We start from the raw sequence: 15,678 nt of genomic DNA on the forward strand, positions 1-15,678 counted from the left end.
ACTCAATAACGCCATGTCGATCACTCCATGATCCCCCGACTGCCAGCCAAGGGAACGATCAGAACATGGGTCAAATCTCAGTGGAAATTACGGCCTCTCCCGGGTCACTTCTCAGTGGCAATCAACAGTCTGCGCACGCTCAGTGATCCGGGCCACCTGCCGGCGCTCAAACCGGAATATATCCACCGCCAACCGGCCCTCGGGCTGGGCGAACTCAATCCACCGCCGCGGGTGCTGCTGCTCTACGGATCGTTGCGGGAGCGCTCGTATTCGCGCCTGGTCGTCGAAGAAACGGCGCGCCTCCTCCAATACTTCGGCTGCGAAACACGGATCTTCGATCCCTCCGACATGCCGCTCCCCGACCAGATTGCAGGCGACGATCACCCCGCGGTCCACGAACTGCGCGAACACTCGCTGTGGTCCGAGGCGCAAGTCTGGTGCAGCCCTGAGCGCCACGGCCAGATCACAGGGATCATGAAGACCCAGATCGACCACCTGCCGCTTGCCCTGAAGGGCCTGCGTCCGACCCAGGGCCGCACGCTCGCGGTCATGCAGGTCAGCGCCGGCTCGCAGTCGTTCAACTCGGTCAACACCCTGCGCGTGCTTGGCCGCTGGATGCGGATGTTCACCGTTCCCAACCAGTCGAGCGTCGCCAAGGCCTATGAAGAGTTCGACGAGGCGGGCCGGATGAAGCCTTCGAGCTATTACGACCGGATCGTCGATGTGGTCGAAGAACTGGTGCGCTTCACGGTGCTGCTTCGCCCGCATGTCGATCAGCTGACCGACCGCTATTCCGAGCGGGTCGACAATGACCGGCCGGTGATCGACGCGGCACCAATCCTTGCTTCTCTTGCTCCGACGAAGGCCTGACCGTGACAGACCGACCTTTCAGCATCCTTGTGCTGTGCACCGGCAATTCGGCCCGCTCCATCCTGGGCGGAGCGATCCTCACCGCGTTCGGGCAGGGCCGGATTGTCGCCTACAGCGCAGGAAGCAAACCCAAGGGCATACCGCACCCCGGGGCACTGCGGCTGCTTGCTCGCAAGGGCATCGATACTTCCTCCTTCCGTTCGAAGAGCTGGAACGAATTCACTGGCACCGATGCGCCGCCCATCGACCTAGCGATCACGGTCTGCGGCAACGCCGCTGGCGAGGCATGTCCGGTGTTCATGGGCGCTCCGCTCAAGGCGCATTGGGGCCTACCCGATCCGGCTGATGTCTAAGGGAGCAAGGCAGATGTGGATACCGCGTTCGAGCAAACCTGGCGCTGGCTCGAAATGCGCGTGCAAGCGCTGCTGGCACTGCCGTTCGAAACAATGGACCGGCACGAACTGATGACCGAACTCGGACAAATTGGTCAGATGGTAGGGGCAGCCTGACCGATCATTTCGCGCATTTACTCACCCAATCGATGAAGTACCATATACCCCATGACCGGTATTCCCGCTTGGCGTGCAGGATTTGAGCTTGAGGTCATCCTCGGGGACCTTGGTGAACCCAGATTTGAGCGAGAACTGCGCGAGGATGGTCCGATGGACCTTGCCTCGCCCGCCTATTGCCGATTTGTCGCGGCGCGGCTGCGCGAACTGACCGGTCGGCGCTGGGCGGCTCTCGCCAAGCCGCCGCGGCGACCCGGATTTTACGTCGTCCCGGAATATGGCCTGGATCCTCTGCACTGGCCGCGCGACCGGTTAGCCGGAGTCGAACTTCTCACCCCGCCACTGCCGCTCAATGACGCCGACGCCGTTCGCCGCGAACTGATCGACGCCATCTACGAGCTCGACGACGACTTCAACTTCATCCCGAACGAGTTCACCGAGGACTGCGGGTGGCACATCAACATCGACGCGGGCGAGCAGCGCCTCGATCCGGACCGGTTCATCGTGGGTGTCGATGAACTGGCGATACTTTCGCGAAATGACCGGCTTTTTTCACGCTATACTGGCACGCAGCGCCATGCCGTAGGCATCACCCTGCTCCGACATCTCGCCCATGATTCATCCGGAAAATTCCTCGCAGGCGCGGCCCTCGACAACGTGCTCCTAGACCGCGCAGGCCGAGACAAGGGATATGCGGCAAATTTCTCCAAGCTGCTCAACGGCTATCTCGAACTACGCCATTTCAGCGCCGACAGCTTCTTCAATGGCGCGAGCCTCACCGAGCAAATTGAGCCAATCACTGTGGCGCTCGAATTGTGGCCGAGCCAGTCAGCGCCTCTGGACCGCGCATTTCGGCGGAAATTCGATGTGCTGGCACACTGGCTGAAACGGCACCGCGAAAAGCTCAGTTGGGAACTGCACCCAGGATGCATCGTCGCGGAAGGCCGCGTTCATTTTGCGGGGTCACCGCTCGGCTCGCTGGTCGCGAACGGCTTCGTCGAGGTCAATCTCTTCGGCCGCGAGGAATACGACTATGTTGCGACGATCCGGGATATCGAGCTGCCCGACATCGCTGAAGCGGTTGCATTGCTCGCTCTCGACCTTGCCGAACTCCATAACCTCAACGCCAGTCGTAGTCTTTGCGCGAACAAACCCTTTCACTCGGCCATGCTGAAACTTGCGGCCGATCTGCGCAAAGACGCAGAACTGTCCAGCGCCGCTCAAACCAAATTCCTGCTCGATGCCCAGGCAAGGCGTCACCTCAAGGTTTGTTCGCCAGACAACGATTTCTCGGACATAAGCGGAACATGGGCTACGCTACACGCTTCAACCGCGCCATTGGCTCGTTGAGTGGGTGGAATTCACCTGCTGGAAGTCGCCTGGCCTGCTCCCAGAGGTAATCGCCGGTCAGACTGATGTGCGCCCAGCCCATCGGAGAAAGGTGCGCAAGCAGTGCCGCATCGAACGTCGTGCCGACAGCGTTGAGGTGCTGGGCGGCCCGGTCGAGATAGACCGTGTTCCAGTAGGAAATCGCCGCAATCAGCAGGTTCAGCCCAGATGCGCGAAATTCCTGATTTTCCAGCGAGCGATCGGTGAACCGACCCTGCCGGTTGGTATAGATGGCGGCGGCAAGCGTGTGCCTCGCCTCGCCTTTGTTGAGACCGGCCTGACAGGCACGTCGCAGTTCCGGTTGTTCAAGCCAATCGAGCGTGAACAAAGTGCGCTCGATACGGCCCAGTTCAGCCAATGCAAAATCCAGCCTGTTCTGGCGTTTGTAGGCGGCAAGTTTTCGCAAGATTACTGACGGCGCCACCGTGCCATCCTTGATTGAGGCGACAATCCTGACGATGTCATCCCAATCGGCCTCGATCGCTGCCGTTTTGATGGTGCGGCCCATCAGATTTTCGATGCCCTTGTATGTCGATGGCGCAGCGATCGAACCCAGCTTGCGGTCGCCAATATCGCGCAGCCGGGGCGCGAAGCGGAACCCGAGTAGGTGGCAGAGTGCGAAAACATGATCGGTGGCGCCGCCGGTATCGGTATAGTGCTCATGCAACGGAAGGTTGCCGGCGCCCAGGACAAGCCCGTCGAGCACGTAAGGCGCTTCACCTGCCGTCGCGGACATGATCCGTGATCCGAATGATGCGAAGTGATCGGAAAGGTGAGAATAGATTTTCACGCCAGGTTCGGCGCCATATTTGGCATTGACGTCCGCCGCCCCTGAACGGCTCCGCCCCGACCGGAAGAACTGGCCATCGGACGACGAACTGGTGCCAGCGCCCCAATGCCGCGCGAAGGGTAATTCGTGATGGGCTGAGATGATCATGGCCAGCGCGGCCTGATAGTTCTCGGGTGAAAGATACCAGTTGTGGGTCCATGCGAGTTGGGCATAGCTGACGCCTTCGCTGGCATTGGCCATCCGCTCCAGCCCGAGGTTGGTGCCATCAGCCAGAATTGCGGCGAGTACCGTGCTGGGGTTGTCGTGCTCCTTGCCTGAGCGCAGGTCACGGAATGCGTTCAAAAAACCAGTGCGTTCGGCGACTTCAAGCAGCAGCTCGGTGATGCGCACGCGGGGAAGCAGGGTATCGAGCTTGCGATCGAGGGCTTCAGCTTCCGGTGGGGTGACAGGCGGCATTTGCTGAAGCTTGAGCCGGTCTCGTTCGAGCGACACTCCCTCAAGCTTGTTTGTTTTCAACTGCTTGGCAAATCGGCGCAGCCGCCAGTCAAGATTTCGTGCCCGGTCAGCGAGGTAGGATGCAGCATTTGAATCGAACGGAAGCACATCCGCCACTTTGGCGGCGTCGCGCCGACCCAGCAAATAGGCATCGAAGCGCTGATAGTTGCGGGTTCCCTCGATCCATACATCACCGGCGCGCAAACGATCACGCAAGGTTGCCATGATCGCAATTTCATAACGTCGGCGGTCGATACGGCCGCTTTCGGTGATGAGACGCTTCCACTGCCGATTGGGGAATGGCAGTGGAACGCCATCGGGAAGGTCGCGCGACTTTCGTGTGTTCGCATCGCGAATGACATCGATGGCTTTGATCAGTGCCGTCCCTGTTCCAGACGCCTTGAAGGTGAAGGCGTCCAGAAATGCCGGGCTGAAACGCCGTAGCGTGGCGTAACGCTCGGTTGCCGTTACCAGTGCGTCCTCGCCGGCAAGATCAGCAAGGGCATCTACTTGGGCCTTTGCCGCAACAAGCCGGTGCCAGCCCACCGCTTCGTCAATCAATTCGAGCGGATCGCCGCCATTCTGGACAGCCTCATCAAGTGCTGTAATCGTGGCGCCAAACAGCCGCATGAGTTGCCCCACCGACTGAATACTATCTTGGTAGCGACGCTCGCGCCCACGCCGCGCGCGCGTGAACATGCCGCCGATAAGTCGGTCAAACATTTGGATCGCGGCATCGGCAAGTCTGGCCTCAAGGTCGATCACTGCGGCCGTCAACGTCGCCCGCCTGCGATTGACGCTGTAATCCGAAAGCAGGAATGCCGGTGCCACGCCGCCCTCGCGGACAAATTGGGCAAAGCGGAATTCCGGAATGGCGCCCCCAACTACCGGGTGGATACCTATGCCGCGAACATAGCGCAGGCGCTCAAGCAAGCCATTGATATTGGCCGCAGTCGGGGCTTCTTCGAAATTACGCAACCACGCCAGCGGTGTCATGCCGAAATCCGGGTTGTTGATTACGAGTTCGTCTAGCCGTGTCAGTTCAGCAGAGCTGAGGCCTTCGACGATTGCGGCTGCGGCAGCTTTGCGTGCGCGTGCCCGGCCAGCAAGACCGGCGCGTTCCAGTGTGTCGCCTGACGGAAGAATGAACCGCTCACCCTTCAGGCCAACCATGAGGGCGCGAACAATCGGTTCACCTCTGTCTGTATACTCGGCGGCTTGCGCGGCAAGATTCAGGGCAAGTGCCAGGTCGCCGCGTCGAAACGGGCGTATGCCAAGATAACGCGCCACGAGATCGGCATGATCGGTACGGGTTTGCGCGCGCTGACCATATGCAGAGAAGGAGGAAGGATCGACGAATAACTGTGCCGCGAGGTACTGAAGAATGACGTCGGGAAGCCCGATCTCGGGTTGCAGACCAAAGCCGGGATGTCGCATCAAAGCGATTTGTGCAGCCAGACCGAGGCGATTTGCTGGACCATAGCGGCGCCCAACCAATTCAACATCTTCCGCAGAAAGGGTATAATGCCCAATGATCGCGGTTTCTTGGACAGGAGGATCGAACAGGCGCCGGCGCTCGTCTCCGGTCAGAAGTCGGCGTCGTGCCATTTTGCTCTCCCGCTGAGGCGAATAACAAAATTGACACCAAAGCGGCTTGCACTGGAGGGAGGCCATTCGTTGCCGGTTGATCCCCGAGCAATCACCCGGCGCAGCAAGACAGTTTGGCGACATCCTTATCAAACGTTTGGGCCGCCAGTTTGAGGCCTTCCACAGTGGTCAGGTAAGGAAATATCGTTGCACCCAATTCCAGGGTGGTCATGCCGTGTTTGATCGCCAGCACCAGTGTCTGGATCGAATCCGCGCCTTCGGGTGCCATGATCTGGCCGCCCAGCAAACGGTCGTTCGCCTTGTCGGCAATCAGTTTGATGAGACCCCGCGTATCGCGTGCTGCCAGTGCCCTTGGCACAGCATCGAGCGGGAGCAGCGAAACCTTGATGTCCAGGCCTTGCGCCCGTGCTGTCGTTTCAGTGAGGCCGGCGCTGGCGACTTGCGGGTCGGTGAAGACGACGGATGGCATGGAGGAATTGTCGTAGCGGTATTGGTTGCCCGTCACCGCGTTGCGCGCGGCCAGTTTTGCGCCATAGGCGGCCATGTAGACGAACTGGTCCCGTCCCGTTACATCGCCCGCCGCGTAAATGCCTGGAACCGACGTTTCGAGGTGGTCATCGACGACGATTCCACCATTACGGGCAAGCACTATGCCGCGCTCCTCCAGCCCAAGCCCGTCGCTATTGGGTCGGCGTCCGGTGGCGATGAGCACCTGTTCCGCCGCGACGGTGTCACAATGCCCCTCGCAGGTCAATTCGACCCCGCTCTGTGTTTGGGCGATACGCTGATAGCCGACACCTGCGCAAACCCGCACGCCCTCGGCTTCCAAATAGTTTTTCAGCGCGGCACTCACTTCCGGGTCCATTTCGGGGAGCAGGCGGCTTCGGCAGCAGATGGTGACATCAACGCCCAGACGCGAAAACATCTGTCCCAGTTCTACCCCGATCACCCCGCCACCGATCACCAGCAGCGATTTGGGCAAGCGATCCAGCGCCAGCGCCGATGTGCTGGTTAGGTAGGGCACGCTGTCCATCCCCGGAATCGGCGGCACGGCGGCGTGCGCACCCATCGCCAATATGACCTTGCCGACCTTCATGGGCGCATCGCCGACAATCAGCGCACCATCGGCAAAGCGTGCCTTGCCCTCGATATAGCTCACACCGTCATAGGCGGGCAGCAGATCGACATATTTTTTTTGGCGCAGCGTCGTGACAAGATCGTCCTTCGACGCCGCCAATACGGACCAGTCATCCATCTGGACAGCGCCCCCAAGGCCGGGAAAGCGCGCGGCGGCAAGCCCACCATGCACCGCTTCGGCGGCGCGGATCAGCGTCTTGGAAGGAACGCAGCCAACATTGACACAGGTGCCGCCAATCGTGCCGTGACCGACGAGCGCCACTTTCGCGCCCAGATCGGCAGCGGCGATCGCGGCGGAGAACCCGGCAGAACCCGCGCCGATGACGGCAACGTCAAATCCTTCCTGCCCGGGGCGGTTGCAACAGTCGTTCATTGCTTATCGCTTTCTTGAGGCGCTGGCGGCGCCCCGCTCAGTTTTGAATAGCGCGCGCCGGATAACCCGCGTTGGTTGATGCAGCGGCAATCGCAGCAGCATTGGTGCGGCGCGGGTTATAGGTTGCGCGCGCGGTCTTGGCTGCGAAATCGACCGTGACCGCCGTTACCCCGGCGACGCCTTCCATCGCCTTCTTCACGGTGATCGGGCAGGTGGCGCAGGTCATGTTCTCTATGGCAAAGGTGGTTTGCTTCTGAGCGGTTGCGGTAGCCGCGGGGCGATCTTGCGCCGTGCCACTAACTGCATAGGCGACCCCGCCGCCAGCCATAGCCAGCACGGCCATAGCGATACATACTGTCTTTTTCATGGGTATTTCCTTTCAATAGAACCAGGGTGCCCACCAGTCGATGGTGAGCGCCAGGATGGCGACGGCAAGGCCCAGCCACAGCACCGCCTTGGTGGTCCAAGCCGATTGTGGACGAGCGCAGTAGGAACCGTCTTCACAGGGCGGTTTCGGCTTGAAATAGACATGCCAGAAGCCGTAGCCGAGCAGCGCGAGCGTTACGCCTGCGACATAGGGCTTGTAAGGTTCGAGCGCCGTCAGGTTGGCGATCCACGCGCCGGAAATTCCGAGCATAACCAACAGTAGCGGGACGACGCAGCAAGCCGAGGCGAGCCCCGCGCCGATCAATGCGCCCGCCGCAACCCAGTTTGCCTGCTTCGGCTCGTGGTTTTCGGTGAGGGCTGGCTGTCCCGCTTCCGGCGTTGAGACCATGGCTTGAATCCCTTGTTCCAACTGAGTGATTCGCAGTGTAGGCTCTGTAGCCACTACAGACTCAAGAGGTATTTTCATGGAGCAACAGGTCGGCATCTTGCGTGCCCAGCTTGCCCGGAAAACAGGCTGCAATCTCGAAACCATCCGCTATTACGAGAAGGTGGGATTGCTGCCGGGGCCGCCTCGCAGTTCCAACGGCTACCGCGTCTATTCGCCGGAACTGGTGCAAAGGTTGCAGTTCATCCTGCGCGCGCGCGACCTTGGCTATGCAATGGATGACATACGGTCATTGTTGTCGCTCACCGATACCGGTGCACAAACCTGCGCGGAGGTTATGGCGAGAACCGAACTCCACCTTGAAGATGTCCGCCGCCGCATTGCAGATTTGCAGAAGATAGAGGTGACGCTGGCGACCACGTTAGCCAGATGCACTGGAGATGACGTTGCCGAATGTCCCATCCTGGAAGCACTCCAGTTTTTACCCCATCAAGGCAATTGACGCCATCTTTGAGGGATTTGATTTTGTGATGTCAGCTTGGAGTATAGAGGGCATAGCGTGGATGGTACGCTAAACAACGCTAAGGGCGAACAATCAGCGAACGCTTATGCGACGCGGCTATCCGGCGGGAGATTGAGGGCCTTGCGGCCAGCGGAAGCGGCTGCGCGATCCCAGAGGAAATCGCCGGAGAAGGCAATATGCTCCCAACCCACGGGGGACGTATGGGCGAGCAGATAATCAGGCACCGCGACCGAGGTTGATCGTAGATGCTGGGCGGCAGCATCCATGTAGATCGTGTTCCAGTAGACGATCGCGGCGATGACTAGATTGAGGCCGGATGCCCGATATTGTTGCGCCTCATGGCTGCGGTCGATGATCCGGCCTTGGCGGAAGGTGTAGATTGCCTGCGTCAGGGCATGGCGTTGTTCGCTGTTGTTGAGACCAGCATGGCATCGCTGGCGCAGATCGGGATTTTCCAGCCAGTCCAGCATGAACAGGGTTCGCTCGATCTTGCCGATTTCCTGTAGCGCGACGTCGAGTTGGTTCTGCCGTTCGTACGCGGCGAGCTTTCGCAGCATGACCGATGGCGCGACATGGCCGGCCTTGATCGAGCCGACGAGGCGCAGCACGTCATCCCATTGTTCAGCGATGATGTCGGTGCGGATACGCTTGCCCATTAGCGGGGCGATGGCCGGATAGGCCTTAACCGGCGCGATCGGCGCGAGGCGCCGGTCTGGAAAGTCGCGCAGGCGCGGGCAGAAGCGAAATCCCAGCATCGCGCACAGGGCGAAGACATGATCGGTCGCCCCGCCAGTGTCGGTGTAATGCTCGACGATTTTCAGATCGGTGCCGTGGCTGGTGAGGCCGTCGAGAACATAGGGTGCCTCATGCGTCGCGGCAGAGATCACGTTGACGTGGTAAGGCGCACGCTGGTCGGAAACATGAGTGTAGAAGCTGAAGCCATGATCGACGCCATAGCGGGCGTTGATATCGCCGCCCGATGCACCGCGCTTCGCGCCCCTGAAGAACTGGCCATCGGAACTGGACGTTGTGCCGTCGCCCCATACGCGCGAGAATGGCAGGCGGTGATGCGCGTTGATGAGCACGGCCAGCGCCGCGCAGTAGCTGTCGTCGCGGATATAGGCGTCATGGGTCCACAGGAGCTGGTCGCGCGTCACGCCCTGGCTCGCGGCAGCCATGCGCGACAGGCCGAGATTGGTGGCATCCGCAAGGATGGTGGCGAGCAGCGCGTTTTCGTTGGGGCACGCTTCGCCGGTGCGCAGGTTCGTGAATGCAGCAAGAAAGCCGGTTTCCTGCGCCACTTCATGCAGCAGCTCGGTGATGCGGATGCGGGGCATCATCGCATCGAGCCGGTCAGCCAGCGCTTCGGCATCGGGCATCGCGATCGTGCGAACCGGGGATATCTGGAGGCGGCCGTCGCGGAACCGCACACCCTCCAGAGCGTCGCGCTTCAGGCGCTGGGCAAATTTCTTCAGTCGCCAGTCCAGTTCGCGGCCCCGTTGTTCGAGCCATTCGCTGGCTGTGGGTGGCAGACCAAGAGCCGACACGATTGGCTTCGCCTTCGGTTCGCTGAGCAGGTAGCTGTCGAACTGGCGGTATCCCGCCGATCGCTCCACCCAGACATCCCCCGAACGCAACTTGTTGCGCAGATGCGCGATCGTTGCGATTTCCCAGAGCCGCCGGTTGATCTTGCCGTTATCGCCAACGACGATTTTTCGCCATTCTTTACGGAAGGGCATCGGAGCGTCGGTAGGAAGATCGCGTTTGCCCGACCTGTTGAGGTCGCGCAGCATTTCGATGGCAGCGATCGTTTTCGCACTGCCCTTTCCGGCCCTGAACTGGAGCGTCTCAAGCAGGTCGGGGGCGAACTTGCGTAACGTCGCATAGCGGTCGGCCGCGACCGTCAGCGGATCGAGGTTGGCGGTTTCCGCGATGCTCGCCACTTCCGGCCTCGCCTTCATCAGGGTGTTCCACCCGACCGATGCGTCCAGGACCTCAATTGGATCTTCGCCAGTATCGACCGCATCGGTCAGCGCATCGATCGTTCTGCGAAAGATCAGCATCAGCCGCGCCACGTTCTTCGATGTGGCGGCATAGCTACGCGCCTGGGCATTCTTCGCGCGGGTGAAGATGCTGCCGATCAGCTTGTCCGCCATCTCCAGAGCGCTGTCGGTCAGCTGCTCTTCAAGATCGAGCAGGAAGGCAACCAGCGTGGCGCGCCGCCGGGAGGGAACGTATCGCTCGATCATATAGGCAGGCGATGCACGGCCTTCCCGGACATATTGCCGGAAGCGGTCCGCGTGGATGCGGCCAGCCACGTCCGGGGAGATGCCGATCTTCCGCACTTGCCGCAGGCGGTCGAGAATCTGGCGGATATGATCGGGCCTTGCCGCGATGGGAATGGTCTTGAGCGAAGCGAGCTGGCTCATGCCCCCGGCGTCGTCAAAGAGCTGGTCGAGGGCGTGGACCTGTTCAGCGCTGAGATCGTCGATCAGGGCATAGGCGGCTTGCTTGCGGGCACGCGCGCGCCCCGCGCTGCTGGCACGCTCGATGGTGGAGATGGACGGCAGCAGAATCCGGGCCTCACGAAGGGCGGTGACAACACCGGTCGCTATCGTCATCCCCTTGTCGGTCGCCCATGCCGTTTTCGTGGCCGCTTCGATCATGAACGGAATATCGGCACGCGTCGGCCCTCGCAGTCCCAAGCGCGCGGCTAGCTCGCGAGCATGGTCCGTCATGGTCTGGTCCCTCGCCGCATAGTCAGCCAGATCCGTGACGCGCAGGCCAAGCTGTTCTGCGACGAAGGCGGCGAGATCATGGGGCATCGCTCCCCTGTTCTGTATCAACTGCGCCAGTGTGATGCCCGGGTGGCGCAAGAGCGCGAGTTGCAGCGCGACGCCCAACTGGTTCCGTCGTTCCCGTCGCGCGCCGATGATCTCGATGTCCGCAGGCTCGAAGGTGTAGAGCCGAGCCAAGTGGTCGCGATCGGTCGGGATGGCAAGGATCTGATTGCGCTCGCTCTCGGTCAGGAGTTGATGCTTGCGCTTCGTCATGCCGATTCCCGTCCACAAAAGGTCAACTGCGCCTATGGACAGCCATGAGTAAAGAGACATAGTATGTGGACGGCTATGGGCGGGGTGAAGCGGTCGCCCTTCAGAGCGTCCACAGAACGACCGTTTGGGAGACACGATAGATGGGCGGCATTCTGGGCTACGCCCGCGTCAGCACCGGCGATCAGGATGTGGCGGGCCAGACCATGCGACTGGAGAATGCCGGCGCCATCAAGGTGTTCACCGATGTAATATCGGGAAAAAGCATGGAGCGGCCTGGACTGGCCGAACTGATCGCCTATGCCCGCAAGGGTGACACGCTCGCCGTGGTCCGCCTCGATCGGCTTGGGCGTTCGCTGACTGAACTGCTCGCCACAGTCGAAACTTTGCGCAGCCAAGGCATCGCCCTCCTGAGTCTTGAGGAAAAAATCGACACCTCGTCGGCCGCCGGCGAACTCATCTTCCATGTGTTCGGAGCTATCGCCCATTTCGAGCGGCGGCTAATCTCTGAGCGGACCCGCGATGGGATCGCCGCTGCACGCGCCAAGGGCAAGCAGCCTGGCCGTCAGCCGCTCGACATGTCCAAGGTGGATGCGGCCATCAAACTGGTCGAAGCCCGTATCTCGCCGACAGAGGCAGCACGGCAACTCGGCATCGGCAGATCCACCATCTATCGCGAAATGCGCCGCCTTGGCGTGGAAAGGCCTGCCTGAATGTCCAGATTGAAATCTGCTCACGATCTGTCCGGGCTGATGAAATATGCGGATCGTGCTCCGTGGGACGAGGCGATGGATGAAATGCTGTCCGCGCATCTCGGTCCGGCATGTGAAGCGACCGGCCTCGAACCCGACGCCATATTCGAGATCATCGGTGATCATTGGCAAGGGCCGCTATGGGGCTGCGCCTTTGAAGATCTGCTGACACAGGAACTGGAACCTGACGGTCGCAATCTGGTCGATGACTATCTCAAGCGCCGAGGCTGGAACGAGAAGGCGCCGAACAAGGCCTATATGGGGTCAGGACATAGAACGGGCACAGATATACGCTAAGCGTCTCTGCGCGCACTTATGGGTCGACTCTATGCGTCGACGACTCCAGCATTCCAAAGGCATCCATCGGACAGTTGTAGCATCGCCTCTCGTCGCAGAGCCGGCATATCGTCAGCGCCGAGACAGCGTCGTCAGACATCTGCGCAAGTATTGTCTCGGCAATACGTTCCAGCACGAGGCGGTCAGCATTCGAGACATGGCTAAGGATTTCGGATAAAGTCTCGTTTCTTCGTTGCAGGATCGCAGATAGGCGAGTCTCGCCTGCCTCAGTGAGCATCAGCGCTACTGCACGACGGTCCCGTAGCGCTTTGGATCGAACGGCGAACCCGGCTGCAACCAATCGATCGACAAGCCGCACCGTCCCCGCGTGGGACAAGCCTAGCACCCGTCCTAATTCGTCGATCGAAAGACCGGTCGCGTGACCGATGACGACGATCGCCGCGGTGGTTTCGCCACCGCCGGGTATCGTCGGGTCGAATGCCGCCTTCTTAATTCGATCGGTGATGCCCACTGCGAGGGCGCCGAACAGATTGACGAGCCGGTCCGAGAGTACGTTCAAAGGGTTGCCTCATTCATTGACGGCGTATAGTGTATGCGCAGCGCATATATCACGCCTGTCTAAGCATGAAGGCAGGTCATGCGCCATGATGAAAGCGAGGCACCATGTTTTCGACATTACACATAGCTGAAAAGACGACCGGCTCTCGCGGGTCTCTCGCGTTGCTGCGCTGGGCGCTGGTGGTCATCTTTCTCTGGTTCGGTTGCATGAAATTCACGAGCTATGAAGCGATGGGCATCGCGCCATTGATGAAGAACAGTCCGATCATGAGCTGGATTCCGGCCGTTTTTGGGGTGCAGGGTGGAAGCTATTTTATAGGCACCGTCGAGCTCGCGACGGCCGCTGCGCTGATTATCGGTGCTTTCAACAAGACGGCCTCCGCTCTCGGCGCGGCGATGTCATGCCTGACTTATGCCGTGACACTGACGTTTTTCCTGAGCACGCCTGGCGTCGCCGAGCCGACCGCTGGCGGGTTCCCGGCGATTTCGGCCGGAACCGGACAGTTCCTGTTGAAGGACCTGGTGCTTCTTGCGGCATCAGCGTGCCTTCTACTTGCGTCCATACGGACAGCAGACGCGTGACGGCAAACAGGTGATAGGCGACGCTCCGGACCTGCGCTTTTGCCGAACCATACCCGCCTCAGCCCATAACGATCGACAAACCCTGTCGCTTTGATAGGGTGTTCGAAAACATGCTTTCGAGGGTTTGTCGTACATGCTGGTCGGATATATGCGGGTGTCAACGACCGATGACCGCCAAACGGTCGATCTCCAGCGGGACGCGCTCGTCGCAACCGGGGTCGATCATCGGCATCTCCATACCGACAAGGCATCCGGCGCGCGCGACGACCGACCAGGCCTGAAAGCCTGCCTCGACTATCTGAACGCGGGCGACACACTGATCGTGTGGAAGCTCGACCGGCTCGGACGCTCGCTGCCGCACCTGCTGACGATCGTCACCGATCTGAAGGCGCGCGGCATCGCGTTCCGGTCGCTGACCGAGCAGATGGATACGACCACGCCGCACGGCGAATTGCTGTTCTCGCTGTTCGGTGCATTGGCACAATATGAGCGTGCGCTCACGCGCGAACGGGTGATGGCGGGACTGGCTGCTGCCAAACGCCGGGGACGCCAAGGTGGCCGCCCGCCGATGATCGACGCCGAAACGCTCGAGCGGATCACCGCCGCGCTGGATGGCGGGGCCAGCAAGGCGTCCGTCTGCCGGACCTTCAAGGTGCCGCGTTCGACCCTTCTCGGCACGCTTGCCCGGATCGGCTGGACCGCACCGGCCAAGGTCTAAGCCGATGCCGCGTCGCGCCGTCCTGTCGGACGAGCAACGCGCGGCGTTGCTCGCGCTTCCCGACGACGAAACCCTGCTCGTCCAGCACTGGACATTGAGCCGGGACGACTTGGCCATCATCGTCCGCCGGAGGCGACCGCATAACCGGCTGGGTTTCGCGATCCAGCTTTGCGCGCTGCGCTATCCTGGCCGTTTCCTGCGACCCGGTGAACTGATCCCTGATACGCCGCTCGCGTTCGTCGCAGAGCAATTGCAGGTCGGACCCGAGGTGCTGGCCGACTACGCGACGCGCGGCCCGACCCGGTACGAACAGCTCGATGCACTGCGCGATGCATTCGGCTTCATGCCGCTCAGTCGGCCGCTGCGAACGACGTTGCAGGAATGGCTCCTGCCGATCGCGCTGACGACGACCAGCGGGGCTAGGCTGGCGCGCGTGATGCTGGATGAGTGCCGGCGACGGCGCATCATTGTGCCGGGCATCAGTTCGGTCGAGCGGATGGTCGCACAGGCGTTGCTCGATGCCGAACGCCATGTCGCCGAGCATCTGACCCGAGGACTCGATGCTCGACAGCGCCGGCTGCTCGATGCGCTTCTCCTGCCCCACACAGGCACGAACTTGAGCGATCTGGCCTGGGTGCGGCAGTCACCCGGCAAGCCCGGCCGAAAGACATTCGCCGCCATCATCGAGCGACTGACACTGCTTCGGGCCATCGGGATCGATCCGGATATCGCCGTAGGCGTCCATCCCGAGCGCCTCCGACGCCTGTGCCAGGAAGGCGTGCGGCTGACCGCGCAACATGTTCGGACGCTGCAAGCGACGCGGCGTCGCGCCACATTGGTGGCGACCATCCTCGAAACCATCGTTACCCTCACCGACGATGCGGTGCTGATGTTCGATCGCCTGCTTGGGCAGATGTTCCGGCGCGAACAGAACAGCGCGGACACGACACTCAAGCGCAACCGGCGCACCATCAACGGCAAAATCCGGCTGCTTGCCCAACTCGGCGCTGCCTTGCTCGCCGCCAAGATATCAGGTGGCGATATCGGCGCTGCGGTCGAGGCAGCGATCGGATGGAATGATCTCGGCCGCGAGGTCGATGAAGCCCGCAAGCTGATCCGCCCCGATTCGGGGTGACTACACGAAAGTGACGTATCTGCACGCTAAGGGCGAACAAATCCGGTACGATGCCAGCAGATGCTATTCGCAGGCTTTCCTGCCCCTTTTATGTGGTGCCGCCCTACGGGCGCCGATATG

Annotated in this window: 15 protein-coding genes and 1 pseudogene; 10 read left to right on the forward strand and 6 right to left on the reverse strand. The window is 61.1% G+C overall.

Annotation, left to right across the window (positions count from 1 at the left end; genetic code table 11):
- Positions 1-120: 120 nt before the first annotated feature.
- Genes arsH through NDB2M1_RS18120 form a run of 4 tightly spaced genes read left to right on the forward strand, consistent with a single transcriptional unit; the run spans position 121 to position 2,729 of the window.
- Positions 121-870, forward strand: coding sequence for an arsenical resistance protein ArsH (gene arsH, locus NDB2M1_RS18110; RefSeq protein WP_072384234.1), 750 nt, complete (start codon positions 121-123; stop codon positions 868-870).
- A 2-nt stretch (positions 871-872) separates the two neighbouring features.
- Positions 873-1,223 (forward strand): arsenate reductase ArsC, encoded by a 351-nt coding sequence (locus tag NDB2M1_RS18115; RefSeq protein WP_371328224.1) that lies wholly within the window; start codon positions 873-875, stop codon positions 1,221-1,223.
- A gap of 15 nt (positions 1,224-1,238) precedes the next feature.
- Positions 1,239-1,379: a hypothetical protein gene (locus NDB2M1_RS23455; RefSeq protein WP_371328225.1), complete on the forward strand. Its 141-nt coding sequence runs from the start codon at positions 1,239-1,241 to the stop codon at positions 1,377-1,379.
- A 51-nt stretch (positions 1,380-1,430) separates the two neighbouring features.
- A complete protein-coding gene (locus NDB2M1_RS18120; RefSeq protein WP_143146836.1) occupies positions 1,431-2,729 on the forward strand; it encodes a hypothetical protein in 1,299 nt (432 codons plus the stop codon).
- Here NDB2M1_RS18120 and NDB2M1_RS18125 read toward each other — a convergent pair.
- The 4 genes from NDB2M1_RS18125 to NDB2M1_RS18140 form a co-directional block, all read right to left on the reverse strand.
- The gene (locus tag NDB2M1_RS18125; protein WP_014072601.1) at positions 2,692-5,661 is read right to left on the reverse strand and encodes a Tn3 family transposase; all 2,970 of its coding nucleotides are present in this window, start codon (positions 5,659-5,661) and stop codon (positions 2,692-2,694) included. The genes NDB2M1_RS18120 and NDB2M1_RS18125 overlap by 38 nt on opposite strands.
- A gap of 91 nt (positions 5,662-5,752) precedes the next feature.
- Entirely contained in the window at positions 5,753-7,171 is a 1,419-nt protein-coding gene (merA, locus tag NDB2M1_RS18130) for a mercury(II) reductase (RefSeq protein WP_004213247.1), read from the reverse strand.
- Between the two features lie 37 nt (positions 7,172-7,208).
- Positions 7,209-7,538 (reverse strand): heavy-metal-associated domain-containing protein, encoded by a 330-nt coding sequence (locus tag NDB2M1_RS18135; RefSeq protein WP_004213249.1) that lies wholly within the window; start codon positions 7,536-7,538, stop codon positions 7,209-7,211.
- Between the two features lie 12 nt (positions 7,539-7,550).
- Positions 7,551-7,946 carry a mercuric transporter MerT family protein gene (locus NDB2M1_RS18140; RefSeq protein ID WP_014072602.1) on the reverse strand — a complete coding sequence of 132 codons (396 nt, stop codon included), beginning with the start codon at positions 7,944-7,946 and terminating at the stop codon, positions 7,551-7,553.
- A gap of 76 nt (positions 7,947-8,022) precedes the next feature.
- Here NDB2M1_RS18140 and NDB2M1_RS18145 point away from each other — a divergent pair, with 76 nt between their 5' ends.
- A complete protein-coding gene (locus NDB2M1_RS18145; protein WP_039330852.1) occupies positions 8,023-8,445 on the forward strand; it encodes a MerR family transcriptional regulator in 423 nt (140 codons plus the stop codon).
- Positions 8,446-8,549: 104 nt separating this feature from the next.
- Here NDB2M1_RS18145 and NDB2M1_RS18150 read toward each other — a convergent pair whose 3' ends face one another.
- Positions 8,550-11,519: a Tn3 family transposase gene (locus NDB2M1_RS18150; protein ID WP_007015734.1), complete on the reverse strand. Its 2,970-nt coding sequence runs from the start codon at positions 11,517-11,519 to the stop codon at positions 8,550-8,552.
- 140 nt (positions 11,520-11,659) lie between these two features.
- Here NDB2M1_RS18150 and NDB2M1_RS18155 point away from each other — a divergent pair, with 140 nt between their 5' ends.
- Together NDB2M1_RS18155 and NDB2M1_RS18160 are read left to right on the forward strand one after the other, a co-directional pair.
- Entirely contained in the window at positions 11,660-12,229 is a 570-nt protein-coding gene (locus NDB2M1_RS18155; protein ID WP_007015735.1) for a recombinase family protein, read from the forward strand.
- Complete coding sequence (locus NDB2M1_RS18160; RefSeq protein WP_246171696.1) at positions 12,230-12,565, forward strand: hypothetical protein; 336 nt, start codon at positions 12,230-12,232, stop codon at positions 12,563-12,565.
- A gap of 16 nt (positions 12,566-12,581) precedes the next feature.
- On the opposite strand, the gene NDB2M1_RS18165 is transcribed toward NDB2M1_RS18160, so the two are convergent.
- A complete protein-coding gene (locus NDB2M1_RS18165) occupies positions 12,582-13,124 on the reverse strand; it encodes a MarR family winged helix-turn-helix transcriptional regulator (RefSeq protein ID WP_010339851.1) in 543 nt (180 codons plus the stop codon).
- A gap of 104 nt (positions 13,125-13,228) precedes the next feature.
- Here NDB2M1_RS18165 and NDB2M1_RS18170 point away from each other — a divergent pair, with 104 nt between their 5' ends.
- The 3 genes and pseudogenes from NDB2M1_RS18170 to NDB2M1_RS18180 form a co-directional block, all read left to right on the forward strand.
- Complete coding sequence (locus tag NDB2M1_RS18170) at positions 13,229-13,705, forward strand: YkgB family protein (RefSeq protein WP_010339850.1); 477 nt, start codon at positions 13,229-13,231, stop codon at positions 13,703-13,705.
- A gap of 133 nt (positions 13,706-13,838) precedes the next feature.
- A complete protein-coding gene (locus tag NDB2M1_RS18175) occupies positions 13,839-14,423 on the forward strand; it encodes a recombinase family protein (protein ID WP_010339849.1) in 585 nt (194 codons plus the stop codon).
- A gap of 4 nt (positions 14,424-14,427) precedes the next feature.
- Positions 14,428-15,552 (forward strand): annotated as a pseudogene (locus NDB2M1_RS18180) (DUF4158 domain-containing protein); the annotation flags it as partial.
- Positions 15,553-15,678 lie beyond the last annotated feature (126 nt).

This window comes from Novosphingobium sp. NDB2Meth1, assembly GCF_900117425.1.
Taxonomy (GTDB): Bacteria; Pseudomonadota; Alphaproteobacteria; order Sphingomonadales; family Sphingomonadaceae; genus Novosphingobium.

What these genes read in the sequence shown, in the direction of transcription:
- NDB2M1_RS18120 (WP_143146836.1), top strand. Translation starts at nt 1,431, where the DNA reads ATGACCGGTATTCCCGCTTGGCGTGCAGGATTTGAGCTTGAGGTCATC.
- NDB2M1_RS18125 (WP_014072601.1), bottom strand. Translation starts at nt 5,661, where the DNA reads ATGGCACGACGCCGACTTCTGACCGGAGACGAGCGCCGGCGCCTGTTC.
- merA (WP_004213247.1), bottom strand. Translation starts at nt 7,171, where the DNA reads ATGAACGACTGTTGCAACCGCCCCGGGCAGGAAGGATTTGACGTTGCC.
- NDB2M1_RS18135 (WP_004213249.1), bottom strand. Translation starts at nt 7,538, where the DNA reads ATGAAAAAGACAGTATGTATCGCTATGGCCGTGCTGGCTATGGCTGGC.
- NDB2M1_RS18140 (WP_014072602.1), bottom strand. Translation starts at nt 7,946, where the DNA reads ATGGTCTCAACGCCGGAAGCGGGACAGCCAGCCCTCACCGAAAACCAC.
- NDB2M1_RS18145 (WP_039330852.1), top strand. Translation starts at nt 8,023, where the DNA reads ATGGAGCAACAGGTCGGCATCTTGCGTGCCCAGCTTGCCCGGAAAACA.
- NDB2M1_RS18150 (WP_007015734.1), bottom strand. Translation starts at nt 11,519, where the DNA reads ATGACGAAGCGCAAGCATCAACTCCTGACCGAGAGCGAGCGCAATCAG.
- NDB2M1_RS18155 (WP_007015735.1), top strand. Translation starts at nt 11,660, where the DNA reads ATGGGCGGCATTCTGGGCTACGCCCGCGTCAGCACCGGCGATCAGGAT.
- NDB2M1_RS18160 (WP_246171696.1), top strand. Translation starts at nt 12,230, where the DNA reads ATGTCCAGATTGAAATCTGCTCACGATCTGTCCGGGCTGATGAAATAT.
- NDB2M1_RS18170 (WP_010339850.1), top strand. Translation starts at nt 13,229, where the DNA reads ATGTTTTCGACATTACACATAGCTGAAAAGACGACCGGCTCTCGCGGG.
- NDB2M1_RS18175 (WP_010339849.1), top strand. Translation starts at nt 13,839, where the DNA reads ATGCTGGTCGGATATATGCGGGTGTCAACGACCGATGACCGCCAAACG.